Genomic DNA, 15,059 nt, shown 5'->3' with positions numbered 1-15,059 from the left:
TAGTGATTGGGGCAAATTATAGCCAATTGGCTCTTTATTATCAATAAACTCAACAATAATCATTAAAAACAACACCTCCATCCCGTGGCTCCATATGCCCCGATTGAGTAAGCAACGAAGATGCGGCTTTAGCTTTTTTTTGTTAAAATTCAGCCTATTTCAATGCACGATAATGAACCTTTATTTATGCAAAAATCATCCTTGTCCAGACCGTTACTCGGTCTATTCCTTTTGATTCTACTCGGTTTTAACTGGGGCACGGGCTTTTCCATTGCCCGATTCGCTACCACCAACGGCGTGCCTCCGGTAGGCTACAGCTTCTGGCAGTCGCTCGGCCCTGCTATCACCATCGGCAGCATCGCGCTTTTGCGCGCCAGGTCACTGAAGCTGAACTTTTCCCGTGCAGGTTTTTATTTCATTTGCGGCTTGACTGGCATCGTCATTCCTAACACCACCATGTATCTTGCCGCCCCGCATTTGCCCGCCGGCATTGTCGCCATGATTGTCAATATTGTGCCCATTGTTGCCTATCCAATGGCTCTGCTCGCCGGGCTTGAAACTTTTAATTGGCAGCGTATAGGCGGCATTCTTTTTGCCCTTTGCGGCCTGGTGCTGATCATTCTTCCCGCTTCCAGTCTCCCCTCTGCCGGGATGGTTCCCTGGGCACTTTCTACCCTAATCACGCCGGTTTCATTTGCAGCTTGTTCGATTTTTGTATCCCGATACCGCCCGGCTGATTGTGATTCACTTGATCTCGCTGCGGGTATGCTTGCTTTTTCAAGCCTGCTCTTAACGCCCATGGTCTTTTTCACGCATAGTTTTTACGGTTTTCATTTCCCCTTCACCTCGCCTGACTGGATTGTCCTGCTGGAAATTATCCTGTCCAGTATCGGTTACATCCTTTACTTTCAACTCATCAAGGTCGCAGGGCCGGTTTATTTCAGCATGGTTGATACCATCGTCGTGTTGACGGGCCTCATGTGGGGATACTTCATTTTTGGTGAACATCTTAACCAGTGGACAGCCAGCTCGGTATTAATGATTGTATTTGCCTTGTTACTGGTTACCCAACAGCAACGCGCCGCAACACTTTCCGCAATTGACGCGGCGCATGAAAATAACGCCTAGTTTGCCAAAGGCGAGCGGCGGGTACACAAAAATATCTTCCGCATCGAGGAAAAGGGAGTAAAAAGAACTGTGCATTCATACGCGTATACTGCATTTTTTCCTCTTATTAATTTACAGACAACGGTCTTAACGCCTAATCGCCGCTTGTCTGCTACATTGCATCAGCACTATCAAAAATATCGTCTCGATCAAGGCGATCAATGCTGGCAGACACCTGATATTCTTCCTATCTCTAGTTGGATCGAACGGCTTTGGGATCATTGCACCAGTGAAGTATTTACACCGCCTCCCCTGCTCTTAAATTCAGCCCAAGAGCAGTTTCTTTGGGAATGTATTCTAAGTCGCGCCAAAGAAAACGATGCCTTATTACAGCTTTCTGAAACAGCCGATATAGCAAAAAGCGCCTGGCAATTACTAAAACAGTGGCAAATTGATATAGAACATCCTGTTTTTAAAAGCGCCGACGATTATGCTGCATTGCAAACATGGGCATTTGAATTTCGTTCGCTGTGTCAGAAAAACAACTGGATTGATAGGGGAACCTTGCCAGACAGGGTCACTCAGCAAATTAAAGCAAAAACCATTCAACTGCCTAAAAAAATTATCCTAACCGGATTCACGGAACTCTCGCCGCAATTAAAACAATTACTGGCCGCCTGTCAGCAGTCAGGATGTCAAATCGAAACGATCTCGCTCACTCAATCGCAGACGACCTGCGCGCGTGTCAGTTTGACTGATCAGGAAAATGAATTAATAACGATGGCCTGCTGGGCTAAAGCAACGCTTGAACATTGCCCTGATACGCTGATTGGCTGCGTGATTCCGTTACTGGATAAAAAACGTGACCGCGTGATGCAAATTTTTTCTGAAGTATTCGCCAATGAAAATGCGCACGTTGTCGAGCCGCAGGATTGCCCTTTTAATATCTCTGCAGGAAAAACTTTATCCCATTATCCCGTTATTCATGCCGCACTGCAATTACTGGCCCTGCATAAAAAATCGCTTTCTGCCGAAACCATTGGCTACCTCCTTCTTTCACCTTTCCTCGGCGAAGCGGAAGGTGAACGCATCAAACGTGCTCACTTTGACAAGCTACTAAGACAAAGCAATAACAATTATCTAGCTATCAGCAAATTAGTACAAAAATCAGAAGACAAAAAACAGGTTTCACTTGCCGTCCATTGCCCGCAGCTTACCAAACGCATTCAGCAATTTTTATCTCAACTCAGTGCATTTCCCCAAACCGACACCTATAGCGCGTGGGGAAAACGTTTTATCCAGCTTCTAGCCACCCTCGGTTGGCCAGGGGAACGCAGTGTCAGCAGCGATGAGTACCAAGTCATAGAAGCTTGGCTAGGCTTGATCGCTGAATATTCAACACTTGATCAAGTCGCAACGCCGGTCAACCTGCATCAAGCATTACAAACCTTACATAAAATGGCTTCCAAAACCTTATTCCAGCCTAAAACACCTGAAGCGCCCATACAGATATTGGGTTTACTGGAAGCTGCAGCACTGCCGTTTGACTACTTATGGGTAAGTGGCATGGACGACATGTCTTGGCCTCCCCAGCCTAAACCCAACCCGTTTATACCTAAAAGCCTGCAACGCGAACGGAACATGCCGCATGCAACTGCAGAACGTGAACTCATGTTTTGTCAAATACTCACGCAACAATTCAGGGAAAGCGCAAAGCGGGTTATTTTTAGTCATGCTGAAAAAAATGAAGAATTAGAGTTGCAAGCAAGCCCGCTTATCCGTGATTTTTCCGAAATAAAAATCGACGAATTAGGAATCGAACGCATTGCCACACCCAGCGAACGGATATATGCCGCCAAAAAAAATGAAGTCATTGAGGATGAAATGGCGCCTCCGCACTCAGCCAATGAAAAAACATTGGGTGGCATGAGCATTCTTAAACAACAAGCCCTGTGCCCCTTCAAAGCCTTTGCGGAATGGCGCCTGCATGCACATGAACTGGAAAAACCTTTGCCCGGGTTGCGCACAAAAGATCGCGGCACAATCATCCATAAAATATTGGAAATCATCTGGAGTAAACTTCAGGATCAAGCTACTTTAATGAGTATGGATGACGCAACGCTAAATACCTTTATCCATGACAGCATCCTTGAAGCGCAAACCTTTTTTCCGCCTTCTCATCGTGATCACTCGCAATATATTTCGCTGGAGAAACAGCGTCTGCACAAGCTGATTCAGGAATGGCTACTGCTTGAGCGCGAACGCCCGCCATTCAAAGTCATCATGAGTGAAAAAGCCGCGGAAATTCGGCTCAACCAATTAGTTTTTTCCATTCGTATCGATCGCGTTGATGAATTGCCAGACGGCAAAAAACTGATTATTGACTACAAAACAGGTAAGCACAATGAAATCAACAGCTGGTTTGGGGACCGCCCTGAAGAACCGCAATTGCCGTTATATACCTTGCTGGATAGTGAAAATACGGTCGGTATTACATTCGCCCAGGTGGCTTCCGGCGAACACGGTTTCAAGGGGTTAAGCCAATACTCACTGGAAATAAAAGGCATTAAACTGATTTCGGAAATAAAAAAAACCACCGCTCTCTCATGGCAGGAACAGCGTGCACAATGGCACGCTGTTCTAACCCAATTAAGCGACGATTTTTGTCAGGGGGTAGCAAGTGTGAACCCCAAAGACCCCAACAAAACATGCATTTGGTGCGGATTAAAACCATTGTGCCGTATCAATGAAAAAATTCCGCTATCAGTATCAGACCAGGATATCTCTGCGAATGACAATGAACTTAATTGAACAGGATAAGGCACAGCGTCAACAAGCTTTAGACCCGCATGCATCTTTTATTGTGCAAGCGCCCGCAGGTTCAGGCAAAACTGAATTACTGATTCAGCGGTTTTTGACGCTACTGCATACTGTCAATAAACCGGAAGAAATCTTAGCGATTACCTTCACTAAAAAAGCAGCCAATGAAATGCGTTTACGCATCATCAAGGCATTAAAGCACGCACAAAGCGCACAAGAACCCGAATCCAGCCATGCAAAATTAACGTGGATGCTGGCCAAACAAGCATTAGAGCGTGACAGGCAATTTCACTGGAACCTGATTCAAAATCCCAATCAGTTACGCATTCAGACTATCGATTCCCTTTGCGCTTATCTTACAAAACAGCTGCCATTGCTATCCCATTTTGGTTCACAGCCTGCTATTGCAGACAGTCCCGTATTTCTCTACCGTGAAGCTGTGCAGGAAGTACTGACCCATATCGAAGAACAATATGAATGGTCGCAGGCACTTTCTCAACTGCTGCTGCATCTGGATAATGATCTAAATAAACTGCACGATTTACTGATCCACTTGCTGGCGAAACGGGACCAATGGCTTCCTTACATTCAATTTAATACCAGTGACGAAGAAATCCGGCACCGGCTTGAAGCCCATCTTGCTGGTGTCATTACAGATTGTCTGATAAGTGTGCGCGATAGATTACCTTCACAACTGATCGCAGAGTTAATGGTAATTGCCCGTTTTGCAGCCGACAATCTTGCGCTTGCCAATAAAGCATCTGATATCTCAGCGTGCAGAGACTTGCATTCGCTCCCTGGCGTTAAAAGCACCGACAAAACTGCATGGCTAGGGCTTGCTAGATTGCTGTTAACCAAAAGCTTTTCGTGGCGAAAGCGCGTGGATGAAGAAATAGGGTTTCCATCCCTCACCAGCTTAAAAAATCCCCAAGAAAAAATGCTGCATCAAACATATAGACAACGTCTCACTGCTCTGATCACCCAGCTGGCCGACGATGAAAACCTGCGCACCAGTCTGGAGGAGCTTTTCTATCTCCCCGATCCCTGCTATCAGGATAGTCAATGGGAAATACTTAAGGCGCTGTTATATATTCTAAAAATTGTTGCCGCCCAGTTACGCGTCACCTTTCAGCAGCATGGTGAAATTGATTTTATTGAAAACGCCCAGGCAGCACTTTCTGCGCTAGGGAGTGACGATCATCCTACTGACCTTGCACTCGCGCTGGATTATCAAATCCAGCATATTCTTATTGATGAATTTCAGGATACGTCCTTTTCTCAATATCTGTTGCTGGAAAAATTAATTAGCGGTTGGGAACCCCACGACGGCCGAACGTTATTTGTGGTTGGCGATCCCATGCAATCCATTTATCGGTTTCGCGAAGCCGAGGTCGGCTTATTTATTCGCATGCGTAAAAACGGCATTGGCAACATACCTCTTATTCCCCTTACCCTGTCCGTTAATTTCCGGTCAACTTCCAAAGTAGTCGAATGGAATAATACGCACTTTCAAAAAATCTTCCCCCCTTTCAATGATATGGCAACAGGTGCGGTCAATTATAGTCCCAGCGTTTCTCATCAGGCTTCAACAGCACTCGAGTCTGATTCTGCGATCGTTATTAAAGGCTTTGTGGATCCAGATGAACATATGCAGGCTGATCAAATCGTGAATTTGATCAGAGATCGGCAGACAGCCGATCCCAATGAAAAAATTGCCATCTTGGTGAGATCACGCACACACTTGTCCGCTATTATTCCCGCGCTCAAAAAGGCGGGTCTTCCTTTTAGGGCAGTTGATATTGACTCACTTGCCGCGCAGCAAATCACTCAGGACTTGCTATCACTCACGGCAGCGCTGCTGCATCCAGCCGACCGCATATCCTGGCTAAGTGTACTCCGTGCTCCTTGGTGTGGATTAACCCTTGCTGATCTGCTCGTGATAGCCGGGGAACGCCCGCATGCTGCTATCTGGGAACAGCTCGAAAACCCTGCAGTCATCAAACGCTTAAGCCCCGATGGACAACAGCGTCTTAAAAGAATTCTGCCTTTGTTAAAATCAAAAATAGTGGAGCGAGAACGGTATTCACTGCGATTCTGGGTAGAAAGTACATGGCTGCTGCTTGGAGGACCGGCTTGCCTTCAAGATTATACGGAGATACATGATGTGCTGGCTTATTTTGAATTACTGGAAGAATTCAGCCGCAATCACCCTGTCTTAAGCCTGGACAAACTAAAAGAAAAAACTGCGCAATTATTTGCATCGGCACATTATGATGATGCCAATCTGCAAATCATGACGATCCATGCAGCGAAAGGATTGGAATTTGATACGGTCATCCTGCCACATCTTGAGCGAAAAATGCCAGTGGATGACAAGTCGTTATTGGTCTGGATGGAACAACCTTTGACAACAGATCAAATCGCTCTGCTGCTCGCTCCTATTCATGCAACAGGCGGAGACAAAGACAAGATTTACGACTATATCGGCCGTCAACAGCGTATCAAGTCAAATTATGAAATCGAACGCCTGTTTTATGTTGCGGCCACACGCGCCAAGAAGAATTTATATCTTTATTTTAATGTACAGCACACAGAAAAAGAAAATATCAAGATTGAATCCGGCAGTTTTTTAGAAAAAATCTGGCCCTTGATTGAAAAAGAAAAAGAGAAGATGATTCGCTACAATCAGGAGACCCGAAACAAACAGACAGAGACTGCTCTATCGCAACGTTCGTTAATGCGTCTTACTTCCACATGGAATAATCCCATCCAGCAGCAACAAAACGTTCACATCGCGTTTCATCAGCAGCAAAATGGATTTCGGTTGACCGACTCTATGCCAAAATTAATTGGTATTGTTGCCCATCGCCTGCTGCAATTGATTTCAGAGCGGGGAATTAACTGGTGGCAAGAAAAAAATCAGCAAAAAACTTACCTGAAACATCAGCTTCTGCAGATAGGTGTGCTACCCGCTCAACTTAATGCTGCTATTGCAACGACGCATAATTTAATTAATCAAGCCATCAATGATCCGAAGGGATGCTGGATCCTGCACGCCCATGACGAAGCTCAATCTGAATATGCCCTTACTGCGATAATTAATGGCAAACCTGAAAACTTAGTCATTGACCGGACCTTCATTGACGAATCTGGAATACGGTGGATTATTGATTATAAAACCACTGCATTTTCACAGGCGGATCTTGCCGCGTTTCTGGAAAAAGAGCAGAAAAAATACCTGGAAAAAATGCATCAATATTGTCAAGCCATGCGCCTCATTGAAAAACGGCCTATACGGCTTGGCCTCTACTTTCCCGCACTACCCTCCTGGAAAGAGTGGGAAGCAGTGGATCCGCTTCTTTAACGCATTCGCAGGGTGGACAAAACAACCACCCTGCCGAGAGCGGAAAAGCAGACGAGGGAGATGACAGGCTCAGGATAAAGTCATGCAAGCAATTCGTATCCAGCCCTTCTTTTAATCATCCACGAAAATATCCGGATATAACGGAACAAACCGATGCATGGCATAATGTTTAAAATCGCTAACGCCGCGCTCTTTCAGCAAATGCTCGTCTATAAAAAAATTACCCGTTACTTGCCGGCTATCACTTGTCAGAATTTCATAAGCTGCATCAGCCACGATGGCTGGTTTTCGGCTTGCATGATAAACCACTTTAGGAAAATTATTGGAAATAGCAGCGGTAGCAATAATGGTTTTTGGCCAAAGCGAATTAACTGCAATGCCATCCTTTTTAAATTCTTCTGACATGCCAAGCGTGCACATGCTCATACCATATTTAGACATGGTGTAAGCAACATGCTTTTTAAACCATTTGGACTTCATGCTAAGCGGTGGAGAAAGATTGAGGATGTGAGGATTACTGGCTTTTTTAAGATGGGGGACACATAATTTTGAGCACATGAACGTAGCGCGCACATTGACTGAGAAAATAAGGTCAAAACGCTTCATGGGTATTTCTTCCGTTGACCCAAGATTAATTGCGCTCGCGTTATTTATCAGAATATCAATACCGCCAAAGGCTTCGATGGTTTTGGCTACCGCTTCCGCCGTTTTTTCCTCATCTCGCACATCAACAGCGAGTGGCAACGCCTGTCCGCCAGCCTTTTCAATTTCCTCGGCAACGGTATAAATCGTTCCTTCCAACGTGGGATGAGGTTCAGCTGTTTTGGCAACAATCGCTATTTTGGCACCGTCTTGCGCACAGCGCAAAGCGATTTCCCGGCCAATACCACGGCTTGCACCGGTAATAAAAATGACTTTGTCTTTTAAACTTTTAATCATGCCTATCTTCCTTCAAATTCAGGTTCGCGTTTGTTTACAAAAGCGCGTACCGCTGTTTTAAAATCCCGGGTATTAACACATCTCACAAAAGCTTCCGCTTCGAATTCAAGTTGTGAAGTCAGCTTATTCTGCCAGGCAGAATTCATTAACTGTTTGGTTTGCACTAAAGCCACCATAGGTCCGTTTGCAATGGTATCCAATATCAGCTGGGTACGAGAAGCAAGCTCTTCATGGGGAACAATCCAATTCACCAGACCCAGGTTTAATGCCTCTTTCGCATCGATCATTTCTGGCATCACGAGTAACTCCAGCGCTTTTTTAGTCCCGACAATACGCGGCAAAAGATAACTGCTGGCACCCGCCGGTGAAAGTGCAATGCGATTATAGCTAAGCGCAAGCTTGGTATTTTCACTAGCAATAGCGAGATCAGCCGCGAGCAGCAAACTCATGCCAATTCCCATGACCATGCCGTGAACGGAAGCGATCACCAGCTTTTCCATTTCGCGAAGCAATAAAATACATGCGTTAAATTGACGGATACCAGATAACGCTTCGGCAGGAAAACTGTCGAGCTTTCGATAAAGCTCATGAAGATCTGACCCGGCTGAAAATACCTCGCCCTCGCCGCGCAGCAGCACGGCGCGAATCGTCTGGTCTTCATTGATTTCCTGGCATAACGCCTCAAAATGATCTGTCATGTCCTGGTCAAAGGTATTGAGTTTATCAGGCCGATTAAAGGTGAGCACCGCTATATGGCTTTGGCGGGTAAGTACAATGGAATCCTTCAAATACAATCCTCCTTATCTGATTTGGCGCCACATTTGGCGTCCTGATAAAACGAGATGATACGGCTGGCAAGGCGAAGCTTCTCTCCCCGCCCTCACCCATGTGCTTTGCAGCAATATGGCAGCTTCACGATCCCTTTCAGGCCAGTACAACAAAGTAATACGGTAATATTCCGCCATTACTAAATGATTATTTTCATTTTTCCGGATAAGCGTGCAAATGGCTTCACCCAGGAATTCAACGACATAATGATACTGAATCCCCGCCAAATTTCCACTACAAGAATGCGCCATCCACCATGATAAGGGATTTTTGGCAAGCTCTTCAGCCGGAGTAACAGGAATAGAACAATGTTCTCGCTGTAAGAAATTAGATTCCACTTCGCGCAGGATTTTACCTGCGGTACGCAAGTTTAATTCGTGCAGCCATGCGTCTCCGTTTATTCGGGTCGTCAAGGAAATATTCATTAAACTCTGCAAGCTCATGAAGGCAAGTAACTGCAGAAAAAACAGTACCGTCAGCAATACAAATCCTTTTGTTACTCCTGCTTTCATACCGCTTCCTCCTTTAATGACACATAGAGATGCCAAGTCACTTTAACAGGCGGAGCGGTAACATCCAGCTCAATTGCGACACCCGTCACTTTCGACCAGTCTTCAATTTTTTCTGATGACACTTCAGTGATCTTGTTGCCCTGTAAAATTGAATATAAAACGCGCATGTCCCTTATATTTTCCACCAGTTCTATTTTGTGCTGTTTTACATCTGTCAAAAATAAGGCATAAATAAAAGAACCATCTGGATTTTTTCTGTTCGTCCTCGCAATAAAATAACGGTTGATTTCTACCCGCCCTATTTCGGCATTACCGTCGTAGTGATTTTGTAATGGCTGTGCCGTCATAATTGTCTGGGATGCATTGGAGCGACTTACGGCTTTTACACGGAACATTTCTACATGATTACAATCAGAGATCATTAATACATCTCCAGATGAAAAATTTGATTCGTTGCTGGCAACTAGAGTAGAAGAGTCTTTTGATTTTTTAACAGTCACAATCGGTGTTCCCATATAGCGCACGGTTATTTCCGCTGTATGGCCCGTTAATCGGGTTTGAGGTGTAATGGAATAAGATGAATAAATCGCATTGAAATCTTTGCTAAGACGCGCACAGCCTATATATCCTGCCTTACGAATATCAGTTTGCAAAATCGCTACTGCTGTTTTCGCATTATCCTGGATTTGTCCGAGCGCGGTTTGTATGTGATAGCTGCGCTGACTAGCGAGATAAATGCTTAGTAAAAAGCTAATTAGCAACATGCCCAACGTCATGACCACCAAGAGCTCAACCAAGGTAACACCTGCGTGATTGAACTTGAATCTTAGAGTAAAATATGCAGACATCCGGTCATCCCAGTTTTATTTTTATCACATCTTTGTTGATCCGCACGTCCCCAATAAATGGTTAACACTGTGTGCGACCCCCACTCCAGGCGTCCGCGACCTTGTGGCAAAACTGCCTGATTTTGCTGATTCCAGCCTGCTAATTGTTCATCAAGCTGTTTGTCACCGAATGTGGCAAAACGCTCGACCATATTGTTAAGCTGCTGAGCGGCAACGCTGAAATAATAAGCATTTTTGGTTTCCCGCAAAGCAGTCACCTGTAGCGCGTCCAACCCTAACAACATGGCTGATAAAATTAAAAAACTGATTAATACCTCAATGAGGCTAACGCCTGAAAATTTACGCATAAAAAGCATTCCTTAAACTGGACTTTGGCCATTCTTACAAAATGTTCGATAAAGCCGTCATCCTGAGAGCGTTTTTGCTCGAAGGATCTCCCGACGTACAAGAAGAGATCCTTCGCTTCGGTCAGGATGACAGCTATGTGAACGCTTAAAAAATAAAATTCTCGAAAAAAAAGAATGAAAGAGAGAATGTTGAAGCGTGAGATAAAATTGGGTGAGACAACGAGGCATACTGCAGGCTGGATCATGCCAGCCTGCAGTATTTACAAACTACACGGTATAAACGGGTCTTTCTTGAGGATGGGATTCTTCAACTGACGTTGCTGTTTGATCTTTTGGCCTAAATAAAGCAGGCGATAATTGGCCAAATCCCGCTATCATTCCCCGAGCACCCCAACCGCCCAGATTAAACCCTGATAAAGGCAACAGGATATCTACCATTCCATTTACTGTACCCGCAAGAAATTGAATGCTCCAGTTTGCTGCTTCTGTATGCTCCGTCATGTGCGCAACAATGGCATTGAAAACCGCAGGTGTCGCAAGATAGTCACAATAAATGCCTATCCCCAACCCGGCGAGCATAAGGCCCCCTTTTAGCACAGTAGTGAAATTGACAGGACTATTATTCTCACCATCCTGTTCCAGTGCATTGGCAATATTGTCACCAGCGCAGCAGCAACAGGCAAGCGCCAGGGTGCAACCCGTACTCACCGCATTATTTCCTAACCTTGCTGTAAACCAGGTATCAAAAAATTTCGACATGCTTTCTTCCTTTAAAAAAATTTTATCTAGCTGACAAGATAATACTTCTATCTCTTATCCAAAGATTAGGAGGCCAACCTGCGTTCATGCTTCTTTGCAAAATCCGCCATGAATGCAACCAACAAATCAACGCCTTCTTCAGGCATGGCATTATAAATGCTGGCCCGCACGCCGCCACTTGCCCTGTGTCCACGCAGGTTGGTCAAGTTTGCTTTTTCTGCCTGCTCAAGGAAAAGTGAAGTCAGTTGTTCATCGCGCAGATAAAAAGTGACATTCATGATCGACCGGCAATCTGGACGGACTTTATTAATGTAAAAATCCGGATGATTATCAATGATGGTATAGATCTTCTTCGCCTTACGCTTATTAATCTCATAAATCGCTGAAACACCGCCTTTACGTTTCAACCAGTCGAGCACCAGCCCCGCAATGTACCAGCTGTAGGTAGGCGGCGTATTGTAGAGGGAGTGATGTTCCGACATGGTTTTATAGCTATAAAGCGTGGGAGTAAACGGCAAGGGTTCCTTAATCAAATCAGACCGGACAATCACTACTGTCAAACCTGCTTGGCCAATGTTCTTCTGTGCTCCAGCATAGATCACCCCAAACTGCTTCACATCAACAGGCCGCGATAAAATCATGGAGGTCATATCTGCAACCAGCGGTACAGCGCCTGTTTTGGGCACCCACTGAAACTCTAGCCCGTCAATGGTCTCGTTAGGTGTGTAATGCACATAGGCCGCCTCTTCGCTCAACGTCCAGCTTTCTTGCGAGGGAATATAAGCAAGCTGGCCTTGGTATTCAGCATGGGCAGCAATATTGACTTTACCATAACGCTTCGCTTCAGTTACCGCTTTTCGGGACCAGAGCCCGGTTTCAACGTAGTCAGCTGTTTTTTTCTCGTTAAACAAGTTTAAAGGCACCATGGCAAACTGGCTCGTTGCCCCGCCCGGCAAAAAGAGAACCTGATAATTTTCGGGAATGGACATCAGCTCCCGCAAACTCGCTTCAGCCTTTTTTGCCACTTCCTCAAACTCGTGCCCCCGGTGGCCAATCTCCATAATCGACATGCCGAGCCCCTGCCAGTCCAGCATTTCTGCCTGAGCCTGGAGCAGGACTTCTTCTGGCAGCACGCCCGGACCAGCGCTAAAATTGAATACCTTACGCATAGCATTAACCTTCGTCTTTATTAATTGCGCCTAAATACCGTAGTTTTAATCCACTACACCCTTGGACCAGCAAAACTGGTTATCCCTCTCTTTTTCTATCAAATGATGCCTATCCTAGCAATTCTTATTCTCCTTCGCTATGATGATTCCATAAGTTTTAGCGCGCTTCTTCAAGGCTGCCCTTGAAGAAATGTGCATAGGCTCCCTGCATCAGGTGCGGGGCAAAAATTAAAACACAAAGAGAGTGAGTTTTGTGACATACGCTGACACAGTGAAATTTCTGGTGGCCATGATCATCATGATGAACCCGCTGGGTTCTTTATCCATTTTCCTTCAATTAACCCACCGTTATCCCGTTATCCATCAACGAAAAACCGCTATTAAATGCGGCCTGGCCATTACCATCATCATGGTGATAAGTATCTGGATTGGCAGCCAGCTGCTGGATATATTAGGCATTACGATTGATTCTTTTCGTTTTGCTGGCGGTATTATTCTTCTGTTGACCGGTCTTTCGATGTTGCAATCAAAAGAAAGCCCTATCAACCACACACCGGAAGATGATATTGCGGCCGAGGAACGCAGCTCTATTGCTATTGTTCCCCTTGCCCTGCCCATCATTATAGGCCCTGGTGCAATCAGTACGCTGGTAATCGCCTCAAATGACTATCCGAATCTTTTCTTTAAAGTCTGGCTATCCCTGCTTTGTATTGTTCTCGCGCTCGGCATGTTCTTGATTTTGTATTACGGAAGCACGATTGCAAGATTTGTGGGTGAATCCGTGATAAAAATGATTACCCGTATCATGGGGATGATTATTATGGCAATTGCCGTGGGTATGCTGGCAAATGGCCTGGCAGGTCTGATACCGGCATTGCGATAACCCCTCACCATCGTCCCACCCCGCCACTACTACCACTGTTGTCTTGCCAGCTTTTGCTGGCAAGACATTGTTATTTATCCCTTTTTAGGTCCTACCATGTCCTCGGGGCGCACCAGTTCTTTAAACTCTTTCTCGCTCAAATAACCGAGGGCCAGACAAGCATCCAGCAACGATGTACCATCGTGCCAGGCTTTATGCGCAATCTGGGCCGCTTTGTCATAACCGATCTTAGGCGCGAGTGCTGTCACTAGCATCAGAGAATTATGCACCGATTCATTTATGGCACGTTCATCTGCTTCCAGACCCTTTACGCAATATTTATTAAACATCCGTGCAGAGTCAGACAACAGTCGTATTGAATTCATGAAGTTATGGATAATGACTGGCTTGAAAACATTCAGTTCAAAATTACCTTGCGAATCTGCAAATCCAATAGCGGCATCATGGCCCATGACTTGAACACAAACCATTGTCATGGCTTCTGACTGTGTTGGATTCACCTTGCCTGGCATGATCGAAGAACCTGGCTCATTGGCAGGTAAAATCAACTCTCCCAAGCCGCAACGCGGGCCCGAGCCCAGCCAGCGAACATCATTGGCTATTTTCATGAGCGCGCAAGCCAGAGTTTTAAGCGCGCCATGCGCAAACACAAACGCATCGTGTGCAGCCAGGGCAGCAAACTTGTTGGGAGCAGACACAAAAGGCAACCCGGTCAGCTTAGCAATTGCCGCCGCCGCTTTCTCGGCAAATTGCGGATGGGCATTTAATCCGGTGCCAACGGCAGTACCACCAATCGCAAGCTCGAAAAGACCCGGCAGTGTCGCTTTAATGTTTGCCATGGCTGCATCCAGTTGTGCCACGTAACCGGAAAATTCCTGTCCCAGGGTAAGCGGTACGGCATCCTGTAAATGAGTTCGTCCTACTTTAATAATATGTGAAAACTGTTTTTGTTTTTCGGCCAAACCATCGCGTAGTTCCTGAATAGCCGGCAATAAAATGTGTACTACTGCTTCAGCCGCCGCAATATGCATAGCGGTGGGAAACGTATCATTTGAAGATTGGGATTGATTAACATGATCATTCGGGTGAACGGGATCTTTGCCCCCTATTTTGCCTGTCGCTATTTCAATCGCGCGATTGCTAATCACTTCGTTCACATTCATGTTGGTCTGCGTGCCACTTCCCGTTTGCCAAACCTTTAACGGAAATTGGTCATCGAACCGGCCTGCGATCACTTCATCTGCAGCCTTGACGATGAGTTCCATCGTCTCTTTTTTCATCAATCCCAGCTCATGATTGGTTATCGCCGCCGCTTTTTTCAAAATGCCAAATGCGCGAATTAATTCCCTGGGCATGACATCACGCCCAATCGCAAAATGTTCGATGGAGCGCTGGGTTTGAGCGCCCCAATATTTATCTGCAGGAACTTCAATGGTCCCCATACTATCTGATTCAAGACGGGTATTTTTAAGTGTCATAACGC

At 45.6% G+C, this 15,059-nt stretch carries 12 protein-coding genes; 4 read left to right on the top strand and 8 right to left on the bottom strand.

Annotation, left to right across the window (positions count from 1 at the left end; all coding sequences use genetic code 11):
- Positions 1-186: 186 nt before the first annotated feature.
- From AQUSIP_RS04840 to AQUSIP_RS04830, 3 genes are all read left to right on the top strand, one after another.
- Positions 187-1,128, top strand: a complete 942-nt coding sequence (locus tag AQUSIP_RS04840; protein WP_170131719.1) for a DMT family transporter — start codon at positions 187-189, stop codon at positions 1,126-1,128.
- Positions 1,129-1,197: 69 nt separating this feature from the next.
- Positions 1,198-3,918 (top strand): PD-(D/E)XK nuclease family protein, encoded by a 2,721-nt coding sequence (locus AQUSIP_RS04835; RefSeq protein ID WP_170131718.1) that lies wholly within the window; start codon positions 1,198-1,200, stop codon positions 3,916-3,918.
- A complete protein-coding gene (locus AQUSIP_RS04830) occupies positions 3,899-7,291 on the top strand; it encodes a UvrD-helicase domain-containing protein (RefSeq protein ID WP_170131717.1) in 3,393 nt (1,130 codons plus the stop codon). The genes AQUSIP_RS04835 and AQUSIP_RS04830 overlap by 20 nt, the downstream gene beginning before the upstream one ends.
- A gap of 111 nt (positions 7,292-7,402) precedes the next feature.
- On the opposite strand, the gene AQUSIP_RS04825 is transcribed toward AQUSIP_RS04830, so the two are convergent.
- From AQUSIP_RS04825 to serC, 7 genes are all read right to left on the bottom strand, one after another.
- Complete coding sequence (locus tag AQUSIP_RS04825) at positions 7,403-8,230, bottom strand: SDR family oxidoreductase (protein WP_172621968.1); 828 nt, start codon at positions 8,228-8,230, stop codon at positions 7,403-7,405.
- 2 nt (positions 8,231-8,232) lie between these two features.
- Positions 8,233-9,018 (bottom strand): enoyl-CoA hydratase/isomerase family protein, encoded by a 786-nt coding sequence (locus AQUSIP_RS04820; RefSeq protein WP_170131716.1) that lies wholly within the window; start codon positions 9,016-9,018, stop codon positions 8,233-8,235.
- Positions 9,019-9,030: 12 nt separating this feature from the next.
- Positions 9,031-9,570 carry a hypothetical protein gene (locus AQUSIP_RS04815; protein WP_114833326.1) on the bottom strand — a complete coding sequence of 180 codons (540 nt, stop codon included), beginning with the start codon at positions 9,568-9,570 and terminating at the stop codon, positions 9,031-9,033.
- A complete protein-coding gene (locus AQUSIP_RS04810) occupies positions 9,567-10,418 on the bottom strand; it encodes a PilW family protein (RefSeq protein WP_114833325.1) in 852 nt (283 codons plus the stop codon). Before AQUSIP_RS04810 ends, AQUSIP_RS04815 begins: the two co-directional genes overlap by 4 nt.
- Positions 10,397-10,765 carry a type IV pilus modification PilV family protein gene (locus AQUSIP_RS04805; RefSeq protein WP_170131715.1) on the bottom strand — a complete coding sequence of 123 codons (369 nt, stop codon included), beginning with the start codon at positions 10,763-10,765 and terminating at the stop codon, positions 10,397-10,399. The genes AQUSIP_RS04810 and AQUSIP_RS04805 overlap by 22 nt, the downstream gene beginning before the upstream one ends.
- Before the next feature lie 267 nt (positions 10,766-11,032).
- A complete protein-coding gene (locus AQUSIP_RS04800; protein WP_114833323.1) occupies positions 11,033-11,524 on the bottom strand; it encodes a hypothetical protein in 492 nt (163 codons plus the stop codon).
- Between the two features lie 65 nt (positions 11,525-11,589).
- Positions 11,590-12,693, bottom strand: coding sequence for a 3-phosphoserine/phosphohydroxythreonine transaminase (gene serC / locus AQUSIP_RS04795; protein WP_114833322.1), 1,104 nt, complete (start codon positions 12,691-12,693; stop codon positions 11,590-11,592).
- Positions 12,694-12,946: 253 nt separating this feature from the next.
- Here serC and AQUSIP_RS04790 point away from each other — a divergent pair, with 253 nt between their 5' ends.
- Positions 12,947-13,576 (top strand): MarC family protein, encoded by a 630-nt coding sequence (locus AQUSIP_RS04790; RefSeq protein ID WP_114833321.1) that lies wholly within the window; start codon positions 12,947-12,949, stop codon positions 13,574-13,576.
- 74 nt (positions 13,577-13,650) lie between these two features.
- Here the strand turns inward: AQUSIP_RS04790 and fumC are convergent, their stop codons facing one another.
- On the bottom strand, positions 13,651-15,054 hold the full coding sequence (gene fumC / locus AQUSIP_RS04785; protein ID WP_114833320.1) for a class II fumarate hydratase: 1,404 nt from the start codon (positions 15,052-15,054) through the stop codon (positions 13,651-13,653).
- Positions 15,055-15,059 lie beyond the last annotated feature (5 nt).

Source organism: Aquicella lusitana (assembly GCF_902459475.1).
GTDB classification, from domain to species: domain Bacteria; phylum Pseudomonadota; class Gammaproteobacteria; order DSM-16500; family DSM-16500; genus Aquicella; species Aquicella lusitana.
The sequence above is the reverse complement of the archived record's forward strand: the minus strand, read 5'-3'. Positions and strand labels throughout refer to the sequence as shown.

Excerpts from the sequence above, each read along its gene's own strand:
- AQUSIP_RS04840 (WP_170131719.1), top strand. The coding sequence starts at position 187 with ATGCAAAAATCATCCTTGTCCAGACCGTTACTCGGTCTATTCCTTTTG.
- AQUSIP_RS04830 (WP_170131717.1), top strand. The coding sequence starts at position 3,899 with ATGACAATGAACTTAATTGAACAGGATAAGGCACAGCGTCAACAAGCT.
- AQUSIP_RS04825 (WP_172621968.1), bottom strand. The coding sequence starts at position 8,230 with ATGATTAAAAGTTTAAAAGACAAAGTCATTTTTATTACCGGTGCAAGC.
- AQUSIP_RS04815 (WP_114833326.1), bottom strand. The coding sequence starts at position 9,570 with ATGAAAGCAGGAGTAACAAAAGGATTTGTATTGCTGACGGTACTGTTT.
- AQUSIP_RS04810 (WP_114833325.1), bottom strand. The coding sequence starts at position 10,418 with ATGTCTGCATATTTTACTCTAAGATTCAAGTTCAATCACGCAGGTGTT.
- AQUSIP_RS04805 (WP_170131715.1), bottom strand. The coding sequence starts at position 10,765 with ATGCGTAAATTTTCAGGCGTTAGCCTCATTGAGGTATTAATCAGTTTT.
- AQUSIP_RS04800 (WP_114833323.1), bottom strand. The coding sequence starts at position 11,524 with ATGTCGAAATTTTTTGATACCTGGTTTACAGCAAGGTTAGGAAATAAT.
- serC (WP_114833322.1), bottom strand. The coding sequence starts at position 12,693 with ATGCGTAAGGTATTCAATTTTAGCGCTGGTCCGGGCGTGCTGCCAGAA.
- fumC (WP_114833320.1), bottom strand. The coding sequence starts at position 15,054 with ATGACACTTAAAAATACCCGTCTTGAATCAGATAGTATGGGGACCATT.